General features: G+C 73.7%; 6 protein-coding genes. All 6 read left to right on the forward strand.

Translation table 11 applies throughout. The annotated features are described in order from the left end of the window. Positions 1-27: 27 nt before the first annotated feature. The 6 genes from AB0G15_RS39515 (at position 28) to AB0G15_RS39540 (ending at position 13,102) form a co-directional block, all read left to right on the forward strand. Complete coding sequence (locus AB0G15_RS39515; protein WP_362850429.1) at positions 28-7,041, forward strand: SDR family NAD(P)-dependent oxidoreductase; 7,014 nt, start codon at positions 28-30, stop codon at positions 7,039-7,041. A 14-nt stretch (positions 7,042-7,055) separates the two neighbouring features. Continuing rightward, complete coding sequence (locus AB0G15_RS39520) at positions 7,056-8,666, forward strand: AMP-binding protein (protein ID WP_362850431.1); 1,611 nt, start codon at positions 7,056-7,058, stop codon at positions 8,664-8,666. Positions 8,667-8,682: 16 nt separating this feature from the next. After that, entirely contained in the window at positions 8,683-10,227 is a 1,545-nt protein-coding gene (locus tag AB0G15_RS39525) for an isochorismate synthase (protein ID WP_362850433.1), read from the forward strand. Between the two features lie 30 nt (positions 10,228-10,257). After that, on the forward strand, positions 10,258-11,157 hold the full coding sequence (locus tag AB0G15_RS39530; RefSeq protein WP_362850435.1) for an ATP-binding cassette domain-containing protein: 900 nt from the start codon (positions 10,258-10,260) through the stop codon (positions 11,155-11,157). Further along, positions 11,154-11,927 (forward strand): hypothetical protein, encoded by a 774-nt coding sequence (locus AB0G15_RS39535; protein ID WP_362850436.1) that lies wholly within the window; start codon positions 11,154-11,156, stop codon positions 11,925-11,927. The genes AB0G15_RS39530 and AB0G15_RS39535 overlap by 4 nt, the downstream gene beginning before the upstream one ends. Positions 11,928-12,211: 284 nt before the next feature. Beyond that, positions 12,212-13,102 carry a VCBS repeat-containing protein gene (locus AB0G15_RS39540; RefSeq protein WP_362698349.1) on the forward strand — a complete coding sequence of 297 codons (891 nt, stop codon included), beginning with the start codon at positions 12,212-12,214 and terminating at the stop codon, positions 13,100-13,102. Positions 13,103-13,125 lie beyond the last annotated feature (23 nt).

The following is a 13,125-nucleotide window of genomic DNA, read 5'->3' on the forward strand; positions in this document are numbered from 1 at the left end:
GCCGATGCCTGTGTGGTGGTGGGCTCGTTGCGGCGTGATGACGGCGGGCCGCGCCGGTTGTGGACGAGCGCGGCCGAGTTGTGGGTGCGCGGCGGCGACGTCGACTGGGAGCGGGTCATCGCCCCGGCACGGCCTCGCCGGGTGGATCTGCCCACCTACGCCTTCCAGCACCAGCACTACTGGCCGGGCAGCATCCAGACCAGCGGCGATCTCGCGCAGCTCGGCCTGGGGACCACCGGGCACCCGCTGCTGGCCGCGGCCGTGTCGCTGGCCGACGCGGAGGGCGTCCTGCTGACCGGCAGGCTGTCGCTGAAGACGCACCCGTGGCTGGCCGACCACGAGGTCAACGGGCAGGTGCTGCTGCCCGGCACCGCCTTCGTGGAGCTGGCCGTACGGGCGGGCGACGAGGTCGGCTGCGACCTGCTGGAGGAGCTGACGCTGCAGGCGCCGCTGGTCCTGCCCGCCACCGGCGGCGTGCACGTGCAGATCGCCGTCGGCGCGCCCGACCAGGACGGCAGGCGCGCGCTGACCATCCACTCCCGCGCCGAAGAGGAACCGTGGACCAGGCACGCGAGCGGCTTCCTCACCGAGGACACCGCCGCGGCCACCTTCGCCGAGCAGTCCTGGCCGCCGCCGGGCGCGACGGCCCTGCAGGCGGGCGACGTGTACGAGCTGATGGCCGGGATCGGCGTCGACTACGGTCCGGCCTTCCGCGGGCTGACCGCGCTGTGGCGCAGGGACCGGGAGATCTTCGCCGAGGTCGCGCTGCCGGAGGGCACCGCCGCCGGCGAGTTCTGCCTGCACCCCGCCCTCCTCGACGCGGCGATCCAGCCGCTCGCCGTGGGCGGCTTCTTCGACGCTGAGACCTCCGGGGCCTCCGGCGGCCCGATGCTGCCGTTCGCCTGGACCAACGTGCGGCTGGCGGCCACCGGCGCCGCCGCCCTGCGCGTACGGCTCTCGCCCGCCGGGACGAACAGCGTGCGCATCGAGGTCGCCGACACCGCGGGCGCGCCCGTCGCCTGCGTGGACTCGCTGGTCGTACGGGCGCTGGCCGCCGAGGACCTCAAGGCGGGCACCGACCCGCTGCGCGACGCGCTCTTCGCGCTCGACTGGGTCGCGGCGCAGCCCGTGGCGGCCACCGAGCCCGGCGAGGCGCACTACGTCATCGCCGGCGGCGACGGCTCCCGGCTCGGAGCCGTCCTGGAGGCGGCCGGAGCCCAGGTCGGCGCGCCGGACCCGGACGGGCCGCCGCCGAGACTGGCGTTCCTGCCCTGCAGCCCGGTCGCCGACGCCGACCCGGCGGACGGGGCGCGGGCGGCGACCACCGAGGTGCTCGCGGTGGCGCAGTCCTGGCTCGACCAGGACAGGTACGCCGACGTCCCCCTGGTCGTCGTCACCGAGGGAGTGGCGGCGGGCGACAACCTGCCCGGTGCCGCCGTGTGGGGGCTGATCCGCTCGGCGCAGTCGGAGAACCCCGGCCGCTTCGTCCTGCTGGACGTCGACGGCACGGACGCGTCGTGGCGGGCCGTCCCGGCCGCCGCGACCTCGGGAGAACCCCAGGTCGCCCTGGTCGAGGGCGAGGTCCTCGTACCGCGGCTCGCCCGCCACCCGGTCGCCGGGCCCGGCGCCGAATCCGCCACCGAGTCCGGCACCGAGTCCGGCGCCATCGGCTGGGAGAACGGCGGGACCGTACTGATCACCGGGGGCACCGGCACCCTGGGCGGCCTCGTCGCCCGCCACCTGGTGACCGGGCACGGCGTGCGGCGGCTGCTGCTGACCAGCCGGCGCGGACCCGACGCGGAGGGCGCCGCCGGGCTCGTGGCCGAGCTCGCCGAACTCGGCGCCGACGTGACCGTCGCCGCCTGCGACGCCGCCGACCGCCAGGCCCTCGCCGCCGTCCTGGCCACCGTCCCGGCGGAGCACCCGCTCACCGGGGTGGTCCACGCGGCGGGCACGCTCGACGACGGCGTGCTGGCCACCCTGACGCCCGAGCGGATCGACGCCGTGCTGCGTCCCAAGGCCGACGCCGTGCTGAACCTGCACGAGCTCACCAAGGACCTGCCGATCTCGGCGTTCGTGCTGTTCTCCTCGGCCGCGGGCGTCTTCGGCGGCCCCGGCCAGGGCAACTACGCGGCGGCCAACGCGTTCGTCGACGCCCTGGCCGTGCGGCGGCGCAGGCTCGGCCTGCCCGCCCTCTCCCTGGCCTGGGGCCTGTGGGAGCAGGACAGCGGCCTGACCGGCACCCTCAGCGACGCCGACCGGGCCAGGCTGGCCCGCACCGGAGTCGTCCCGCTGACCACCGAGGACGGCCTCGCCCTGCTCGACACGGCCTGCGCCGCCGACCGGGCGACGCTGGTCCCCATCCGGCTGGAGCTGCGCAACCTGCGGATGGCGGCGCAGTTCGGCGCGCTGCCCGCGATCCTGCAGGGTCTGGTCCCCGTCTCCAGGCGGCGCGTGGTCGGCTCCGACCCGGCCGCCGCGTCGCAGCTGCGCGAGCGCCTGGCCCGCCTGCCGGAGAGCGAGCACCACAAGGTCGTGATGGACCTGGTGCTCGACCAGGTGGCGACCGTGCTCGGCTATCCCGACCCGAGCGCCGTGGAGCAGGACCGGCCCCTCAACGAGGCCGGCTTCGACTCGCTGACGGCGGTGGAGTTCCGCAACCGGATGAACGCGGCCACCGGGCTGCGGCTGCCCGCCACGCTGATCTTCGACTATCCGACGCCCACCGCCCTCGTCCAGTATCTGTGCGGCCGGCTCCTCGACGGCCCCAGGGCGGCCGTGTCCACCCACAGCGCGATCGACGCGGAGGAGCCGATCGCCATCGTCGGCATGAGCTGCCGGCTGCCCGGCGGCGTCACCGGCCCGGACGACCTGTGGAACCTGGTGGCCGGGGGAGGCGACGCGATGTCGATGTTCCCCCCCGACCGCAACTGGAACCTGGACGAGCTCTACCACCCCGACCCGGAGCACCCCGGCACCACCTACGCGCGGGAGGCCGGGTTCGTCTACGACGCCACCGCGTTCGACCCGTCGTTCTTCAGCATCTCCCCGAGGGAGGCCGTCGCCATGGATCCCCAGCAGCGGCTGCTGCTGGAGGGCTCGTGGGAGGCGCTGGAGCACGCGGGCATCGACCCGGCCGCCGTGCGCGGCAGCAGCACGGGCGTGTTCGTCGGGCTGATGTACCACGACTACGGGGTGCACCTGCAGAACGTGCCGAGCGACCTGGACGGCTTCGTCGGCACCGGAGTCTCGGCCGGTGTCGCCTCCGGCCGGGTGTCCTACGCCTTCGGCTTCGAGGGGCCTTCGGTCACCCTGGACACGGCGTGCTCCTCCTCGCTGGTCGCGCTGCACATGGCGATGCAGGCGCTGCGCAGGGGCGAGTGCTCGCTCGCGCTCGCCGGCGGCGTCACCGTGCTGTCCACCCCCGCGGTCTTCGTCGACTTCAGCCGCCAGCGCGGCCTGGCCGCCGACGGCCGCTGCAAGTCCTTCGCCGACGCGGCGGACGGCACCGGCTGGGGCGAGGGCGTGGGCATGCTCCTGGTGGAGCGGCTCTCCGACGCTCGCCGCAACGGCCACAAGGTCCTCGCGGTGGTGCGTGGCAGCGCGATCAACCAGGACGGCGCCAGCTACGGGCTCACCGCCCCCAACGGCCCCTCCCAGCAGCGCCTGATCGAGCAGGCCCTGGCCGACGCCCGGCTGACCAACGCCGACGTCGACGCCGTCGAGGGACACGGCACCGGCACCACTCTCGGCGACCCGATCGAGGCGCAGGCCATCGTGGCCACCTACGGCCAGGACCGGCCGGAGGACCGGCCGCTGTGGCTGGGGTCCGTCAAGTCGAACATCGGCCACACCCAGGCCGCCGCCGGCGTCGCGGGCATCATCAAGATGGTGATGGCGATGCGGCACGGCGTGCTGCCGCGGACCCTGCACGTGGACGAGCCGACCACGCACGTGGACTGGTCGGCGGGCGCGGTTCGCCTGCTCACCGAGGCCACGCCGTGGCCCGAGACCGCGCGGCCGCGCCGCGCGGGCGTCTCGTCCTTCGGGATCAGCGGCACCAACGCCCACGTCATCCTGGAGCAGGCGCCGGAGGAGCCCGCGGAGAAGCGGGACGCGCCCGAGCGCCCGCTGATCCCGTGGGTGCTGTCGGCCAAGACGCAGGACGCGCTCAAGGCCCAGGCGCGCAGGCTGCGCGGCCACCTGGAGTCGTGGACGGAGCACTCGGCGGCCGACGTCGCCCGGTCCCTGGCCACGACGCGCTCCTCGTTCAAACGCCGGATGGTCGTGCTCGGCGCCACCCGCGAGGAGCTCACCGCCGGGCTGGACGCCGCGCTGGCGCAGCGGCAGGCGGACAACGTGATCACCGGTTCGGCCGCCCGAGGCAGGGTCGCCTACCTGTTCACCGGCCAGGGCAGCCAGCGGCAGGGGATGGGGGAGGAGCTGTACGCGGCCTACCCGGAGTACGCGGCGGCGTTCGACGCGGTGTGCGCCCGGTTCGACCGCCACCTCGACCGGCCGCTGCGCGAGGTCATCACCGGTGACCCCGAGCTCCTCCAGCAGACCCGCTACACCCAGGCCGCCCTGTTCGCCGTCGAGGTCGCGCTGTTCCGCTGCCTGGAGGCCTGGGGGGTGCGCCCGGACTTCCTCGCCGGCCACTCCGTCGGCGAAATCGTCGCCGCGCACGTCGCGGGCGTGCTGTCACTGGACGACGCGGTCACGCTCGTGGCCGCGCGCGGCGGCCTGATGCAGGCGCTGCCGCCCGGCGGGGCGATGATCTCGGTGCGCGCGGCGGAGGCCGACGTGCTGCCGCTGCTGGCCGGGTACGAGGACCGCGCCGGCATCGCCTCGGTCAACGGCCCGGCCTCCGTCGTGCTGTCCGGCACCGAGGAGAGCGTGCTCGAGCTGGCGGAACTGCTGGCCGGGCGCGGGCACAAGACCAAGCGGCTGGCCGTCAGCCACGCCTTCCACTCGCCGCTGATGGAGCCGGTGCTGGAGGACTTCCTGAACGTCGCGAGGCAGCTGACCTTCCACCCGCCCGCGATCCCCGTCATCTCCAACGTCACCGGCGAGCCGGCCACCACCGAGGAGCTGACCTCGCCGGAGTACTGGGCCCGGCACCTGCGGCAGGCCGTGCGCTTCTGCGACGGGATCAGGACGCTGCGGAGTCGCGGCGTCACCACCTTCCTGGAGCTCGGCCCCGACGCCGTGCTGTCGGCCATGGTCGGCGACTGCGCGGAGGGCTGGACCGGGGTGGCCGTTCCGGCGCTGCGCCGCGACCGGCCGGAGGCGGCCGCGCTGCTCGACGCGCTGGCGCGGGTCTCCGCGCACGGCACCGACGTCGACTGGGGCGCCGTCGTCGGCGCGGGCACGACCGTGCAACTGCCCACCTACCCCTTCCAGCGGCAGCGCTACTGGCCCGACCCGCCCCCGGCGGAGACGGCCGTGGCGGCCGCACCGCCCGACCACGAGCTGTGGGACGCCGTCGCGCGCCAGGACCTGGACGGGCTGCTCGCCACGCTCGGCCTCGGAGCGGGGGCCACACTGGACGACCTCCTGCCGGCGCTGGCCAGGCTGCACGGCGGCGGGAGCGGCGGTGCCGAGTACGGGCACCTGCGCTACCAGCTCGGCTGGCGGCCGCTCACCGACCTGCCCGCGCCGGTCCTGTCGGGAACCTGGCCGGTGGTCGCGCCGGACGACTCCGCGGAAGCGGGCCGGGCGCTGGCGGCCGGGCTGGCCGCGCACGGCGCCGACACCGTCGTGCTCCCGGAGATGCCCGTCTCCGACGCGGGAGTGGCGGGCATCGTCTACCTGCTGCCGGAAGGCGCGCCCCTTCCCGAGATCGCACCCGGTTCGGCACCGGTCTGGGTTCTCACGCGGGGCGCGGTCCGGGTGTCGCCGTCCGACGGGGACGCCGTGCCGGTGACCGTACGGGCATGGGGAGCGCTCAGGACCGCGGCCCGCGACGGGCTGCTGCGGAACGGCGGGCTGGTCGACCTCCCGGCCAGGCTGGACGAGCACGTGCTGCGGCAGCTGTGCGTGGTGCTCTCCGGCGTGACCGGAGAGGAGGAACTGGCCGTACGGCTCGGCGGGGTGTTCGCGCGCAGGCTGCGACCGGCACCGTGCCGGGGGGCAGCGCTGGGGGCGGAATGGCGGCCCAGCGGCACGGTCATGCTGGCCGGTCCGCTCGACGAGACCGCCGCCGAGCTGGGCAGGTGGGCCGCGCGCAACGGCGCGGAGCAGGTCGTCCTCACCGAGCCGGACGCCAGGCTCGCGGGCGAGCCCGGCGTGGTCGTGCGGGCGATCGGCGACGGTCTCCCGGCTCTCCCGGTTCTCTCGGCCCTCCTGGATCTCCCGGTGACCGCCGTCGTCTGCACGACGCCGGAGGCGGCCCGGTTGTTCGACGAGCGGACCCGCTCGGCGGACCTGTCCGCCTTCGTCATGCTGGCGCCGGCGGGGGCGGCCTGGGGCGAGGACGGCGCGTCGGACCACGAGTACTTCAACGCGCTGGCCGCCGCGCGGCGCGAGGCGGGGCTGCCGGCGCTGTCCGGCGCGGTCGGCCTGAAGGAACCGGCCGACGCGGTCGCGGCCGTCCGCCACGCGCTGCGCCAGGGGGACACGACGCTCGTCGTCGCCGACCCCGACTGGATCGCGCTGGCCGCCGCGACGCGCTCCCGGCTCCTGGACGACATCCCCGAGGCGGTGCTCGTCCAGGACGAGCCGGAGGACCTGGTCGACGGCGTCGCCGCCTTCCGCCGCCTGCTGGACGACAGCCCGGCGGAGGAGCACCACGGCATCCTGCTCGACGTGGTGCGCCGCCAGGCCGCCGCGATCCTGCAGTTCCCGCTGCATGACGCGGTCGAGCCCGACGCGGAGTTCTTCGAGCTCGGCTTCTCCTCGATGGCCGCGGTGGAGCTGCGCAACCGGCTCAGCGAGCTGACCGGCATCGAGCTGGCCGCCGACGCGGTCTACGACTACCCGACACCGGCCGAGCTGGCGGAACACCTGCTCGCCGAGGCCACGGCCCCGGCCGCGGGCTGAGAAAGGACGACCCCGTGCTCGATGGATTCACCCCCTGGCCCGAGGAGTTCGCGGAACGCTACCGGGCGGCGGGCCACTGGACCGATGAGAACCTCGGCGAGTTCCTGCGCCGGCTGGCCCGCTCCCACCCGGGCAGGACCGCCCTCGTGGCGGGCCCGCACCGGTGGACCTACGCCGAGCTGGACTCGCGCGCCGACCGGATGGCGGCGGGACTGCACGCGCTCGGCATCGGCGCCGGCGACCGCGTCGTCGTGCAGCTGCCCAACGTGCCGGAGCTGGTGACGCTGTTCTTCGCGCTGTTCAGGATCGGCGCCCAGCCGGTCCTGGCGCTGCCCGCGCACCGCAGCAGCGAGATCACCTACTTCTGCGAGTTCACCGAGGCGGTCGCCTACGTCGTCGCGGACACGCATCTCGGGTTCGACTACCGGGAGCTGGCCGCCGAGGTCGTCGCCCGCGTGCCCACCGTCAAGCACGTCCTCGTCGCGGGAGATCCGGGTGACCGGGGTGGCTCGGGCGGCTTCGTGGCGCTGGGCGACGTCCGGGGCGAGTCCCTGCCCGACCTGCCCCGCCCCGACCCGGCGGGGGTGGCGCTCTTCCTGCTGTCCGGCGGTACGACCGGGGTGCCCAAGCTCGTGCCGCGCGCCCACCAGGAATGGAGCTACAGCGGGCGCGCGGTCGGCGAGGCCTGCGGCTACGACGCGAACACCGTCCACCTGGTGAACCTGCCGCTGAGCCACAACTGGCCGCTGACCCACGGGCTGCTGGCCACCTTCCACGCGGGCGGGACGCTCGTGCTGGCACCGGGCCCGAGCCCTGACCAGTCCTTCCCCCTCATCGAGCGCGAGCGGGTGACCGAGACCGGCCTCATCCCCGGCGCGGCCCTGCTCTGGATGGAGGCCGCCGAGTGGGGCGAGCACGACATCTCCAGCCTGCGCCGGGTGACCATCGGCGGCACGAAGCTGCAGCCCGAGCTGGCCCGCCGGGTGGAGCCCGCCCTCGGCTGCCGGCTCCAGCAGGCCTTCGGCATGGCGGAGGGCTTGTGCGGCTTCCACCGGCCGGACGATCCGGCGGACGTGGTCCTCGTCAGCCAGGGGCTGCCCGTCTCCCCGGACGACGAGGTGCGGGTGGTGGACGAGGACGACAACGACGTCGCCCCCGGAGAGGTGGGCCAGCTGCTGGCCCGCGGGCCGTACACCACCCGCGGCTACTACCGGGCGCCGGAGCACAACGCCCGGTCGTTCACCGCGGACGGGTTCTACCGGAGCGGCGACCTGGTGCGGCTGCTGCCCACCGGGCACGTGATCTTCGAGGGCAGGGTGAAGGACCAGATCAACCGGGGCGGCGACAAGATCGCGGCAGAGGAGGTGGAGAACCACCTCCTCGCCCATCCGAACGTCCGCGAGGTCGCCTTCGTGGGCCTGCCCGACGAGGTTCTCGGCGAGCGGAGCTGCGCCTGCGTCGTCCCCCGGGGTACGCCTCCGACGCTGGTGGAGCTCACCGCGTTCCTGCGCGGGCGCGGCGTCGCGGCCTTCAAGTTCCCCGACCGCCTGGAGATCGTCGAGGCCCTCCCCGTCACGCCACTGGGCAAGGTCAGCAAGAAGCAGCTCGCGGGCATGTTCGGTTAACAGAGGACGATTCCCCATGCACCTGCCAAACATCGACCCGCACCCTCCGGGCACCGACTCACGCCCGCCGGGCATCGACTCACGCCTGGCGGGCACCGCCCCGTGCCTGCCGGACACCGCCCCGCGCCTGCCGGGCGTCGACCCGTACCTGCTGGACATCGACCTGCCCGGGTTCCTGGAAGTGCACGCGAAGGCCACCGCCGAGTCGCGCAACAGCGCGAGCCGGACCCTGGCGACCTGGCGCCAGGAGATCGACCCCGTCGATCCGGCCTGGCTCCTCGCGCCGGTGTTCGCGCGGACGAGGCGGGCGTTCGTCTGGGTGTCGCCCGAGTCGAGCGTGATCGCCATGGGCAGCGCGGCCGACTTCGTCGAACGCGGCTCCGGCCGCTTCGCCGGCATCCGGGCGAGCTGGGAGAGAGCCGCCCAGAACGCGGTGGCCGGCGGGCCGGGCCGGCGCGGTACGCCGTCGCTGGTCGGCGGCTTCGCCTTCGCCCCGCGGCCCGGGCCGCTCCCGGAGGCGCTGATGTGGGTGCCCCGGGTCCTGGTCGCCCGGGATCGGGACGGGCGGACCACGCTCGCGCTCAGCGTGAGCGTCGACCCCGGCAACCCCGTGCAGGACGACGTGGCGGAGGTGGTCGCCCAGGCCTGCGGCCTGCTCTCCGCCGCGGGCGGGCGCCCGTGCCCGAGCCCCTACCTCGCCGGGACGACCGTCACCGAATTCCCCCCCGCCGCCGAGTGGAAGGCGCTGGTCGCGCGGGCGGCGGACCAGATCGGCCGCGGCAGGTTCGACAAGGCGGTCCTGGCCCGCCAGTTGCGCGTGACCTCGCCCTGTCCCTACGACGTGCCGTCCGTGCTGGGGTCCCTGCTCGCCGCGCAGTCCGGGACCACCGTCTTCGCCGTCGCGGCGGGCGGGCACGCCTTCGTCGGCGCCACCCCGGAAAGACTGGTCAGCCTGCACGCCGGACGGGCCCGGTCGATGAGCCTGGCCGCGTCCATGCCGCGCGGCGCCACACCGGCCGAGGACGCCCGGCTGCGCGCCGCCCTGCTGGAGGACGACAAGAGCCGGCGCGAGCAGCAGGTCGTCACCGACATGCTCCGCCACGCCTTCGAGCAGGTGTGCCGGGAGGTCTCGGTGCCCGCCGAGCCGCACGTGCTCGACCTGCCGAACCTGCGCCACCTGCACAGCCGCGTCGACGGCGAGATCGCCGACCCGGAGAACACGAGTGTGCTCGACCTCGTCGAGCGGCTGCACCCCACCCCGGCCGTCGGCGGCCACCCCCGCAAGGGGACGCTCGACTGGATCGCCTCGGCCGAGCCCTTCGACCGCGGCTGGTACGCGGGCCCGGTCGGCTGGATGAACACCGACCAGGAGGGGGACTTCGCCGTCGCCCTCCGCTCCGCCCACCTGCACGAGGGGACCGCCACCCTCTACGCGGGGTGCGGGATCGTGGCGGGCTCCGACCCGGATGTGGAGCTCCAGGAGACCAGGCTCAAGTTCCGTCCTATGCTCAATGCCCTCGCCGTGCCCGCGTACGGGCCGGACGGGGCGGGAACCTCTTGATCGGGAAACACGCACGAGAGGCATTCGAACGTGATCCAGATAGACGGACTGACGAAGCGTTTTGGCGACAGGACGGCCGTGGACGACCTGACGTTCACCGTCGAACCCGGCCGGGTCACCGGCTTTCTCGGCCCGAACGGAGCGGGCAAGTCGACGACCATGAGAATGATCCTCGGCCTCGACGCGCCGAACGCCGGGAGCGTGACGGTCAACGGCCACGACTACGTGGGCGTGGCCAGGCCCATGCGTGAGGTGGGCGCCCTGCTGGACGCCCGCGCGCTGCACAAGGGCCGTACGGCACGCAACCACCTGCTCTGCCTCGCCCAGACCAACGACATTCCGGGTGACCGGGTGGACGAGGTGCTGGAGCTGGTCGGGCTGGCATCGGTGGCGCGCAAACGGGCCGGATCCTTCTCCCTGGGCATGGGCCAGCGGCTCGGGATCGCGGCGGCGCTCCTCGGCGACCCGAAGGTGCTGCTGTTCGACGAACCGGTCAACGGCCTGGATCCCGAGGGCATCAAGTGGATCCGCGAGCTGATGCGCGGGCTGGCCGGCGAGGGCCGCACCGTCCTGGTCTCCAGCCACCTGATGAGCGAGATGGCGCAGACCGCCGACCATCTCATCGTCATCGGCAGGGGGAGGCTGATCGCGGACATCGGGATCGGCGAGTTCGTCCGGCAGGGCTCCAACGTGCTGGTGCGGGCCGACGGTCAGGACCGGCTCGTCCCCCACCTGATCGAGGCGGGCGGCTCCGTCCAGGACGGTACCGACGGCTCCTTCATCGTCACCGGGCTGGAGGCGAGGCGGATCGGCGAGGCCGCGCTGGCCGCCGGGGTCGTGCTGACGGAGCTGACACCACAACGTTCATTGGAGCAGGCCTACATGGATCTGACCCGCGACAGCGTCGAGTTCCAGGCGAGCGCGGCATGAGCGCCATCGCGAACACGATGCGGTCGGAGTGGACCAAGTTCCGCACGATCCCGTCCAACGTCCCCATCCTGCTGGCGACCGTCGCCGTCATGGTGGGCGCCGGCGCGCTCACCGCCAACGGCGCGGCCAGGGGCTACCAGGCGGCGGGGGCGGCGTTCGACCCCACCTACATCAGCATGTACGGCGGGTTCCTGTTCGTCCAGATCGCCGTGGGCGCGCTCGGCGTGCTGGTGGTGTCCTCCGAGTACGCCACCGGGATGATCCGCACGAGCCTGACCGTGGTCCCGCGGCGAGGACGGCTGCTCGCCGCCAAGATCTGGACGTTCGGTCTCATCACCCTGGTGATGGGGGAGATCGCCGCCTTCGGCGCGTTCCTCGTCGGCCAGACCGTGATCGGCGCCGCCGGCGCCCCGGCCGCGACGCTCGGCCAGCCCGGCGTCCTGCGCGCCGTCGTCGGCATGGGGCTGATCTGGGTCCTGGTGGGTCTCACCGGCGTGGCGCTCGGCTGCCTGCTGCGCGACACGATGGCCGCCACGACCGTGGTGGTGGCCGTCAACTTCATCATCCCGATCATCGGGCCCAGGCTCATGCCCGACGCCGTCGGAAACTGGGTGAGCACGTACTGGCCGATCGCGGCCGGTCTCCGGGTCACCACCACCGTCCCCACCGCGGAACGGCTGGCGCCCTGGACGGGGCTCGGCCTGATGGCCGCCTTCACCGCCGTCCTGCTGATCGTGGCCTTCGCGGTGTTCCGCTCGCGGGACGCCTGACGGCGGCGGTCCCGACGCCGGCATCCGACACCGACGCCCGGCACCGACGCCCGGCACCCGACGCCTGACATGACGCCCGGCATGACATCCGGCGCCGACGCCCGGTGCCCGGCGCCGGCGCCCGGCATGACGCCCGGCGGCCGCCCAGGCCCGCCGGGCGTCGCCGTGTTCCCGCCCCCTATTAACGGCTCTACCAGCACTTTTAGTGGCCCTTAGGGGTTACCCGCTTTCTCCCGCCTCGCGAATACTGAAGTTCGGTAAACCCGGCGGGAGGAGCTACAAGAATGGCACCGAATTTCGCAAACGGTCAGTGCCGGTCCTTCCGCGGTGACGGGCGGCCGGACCTGCTCGTGCGGAACACGGAAACGGGCGAGCTATTCGTCTGCCCGCACAGCGGTGAATTCAACGGTACCGAGACTTTCGGCGACCCGGTGAAGATCGGTGACGGGTTCGGCTGGTGGCGGTTCTTCTTCGTCCGTGCGGTCGACGCCACCGGAAACGGGCAGGCGGACATCTGCGCGTTCAGCGCCCACGAATTCGACATCAATCCGGGCGAGAACGGGGAGCACGGCTTCTTCCTGCTGCGGAACCTGGGCGCGCCGGGCGAGATCGGCCCGTTCGCCGAGCCGATCCGGGTGTCCGGCAGGCGCGACGACGGCCGGCAGTGGGAGACGATCGGGTTCGCCGACGTGACGGGCACCGGCACGGACGACACGTTCGGCCGGGGCAAGGACGCCGGCAACGTGGACGTGTTCCCCCACCGCGACCTGGGCGTCCTTCGCAACGATACCTACGACAAGGATCCGGTGAGGCTCACCGAGATCGACGTCGACGACCTCCCCGTCGCGATGGCCGACTTCACCGGCAACGGGAACCTCGACCTGCTGGTCCGCCGGGCCAACGGCGACCTGGCCCTGTACGAGTTCGACGGCAGGCCGGGCACGGCGACCGGGGGCACCTGGTACACCGTGGCCGGCGGCTGGCAGGACATGCGCCTCATGGCGCTCACCGACATCGACATGGACGGGCACCCCGACCTGCTCGGGCTGCACCAGGACGGCACGCTCGCCGCCTACCGGCACTGCGGGAAGTTCAATCCCGACTCTCCGCTCGAGCTTTTTCAGGAGCCGGTAACCGTCGCCACCGGATTCGGGATGTACGACGTCATCAGCTGATCACTCCGTCGGAATCTGGATAG

Origin of the sequence: Streptosporangium sp. NPDC023825 (assembly GCF_040639575.1) — a bacterium.
Taxonomy (GTDB): Bacteria; Actinomycetota; Actinomycetes; order Streptosporangiales; family Streptosporangiaceae; genus Streptosporangium.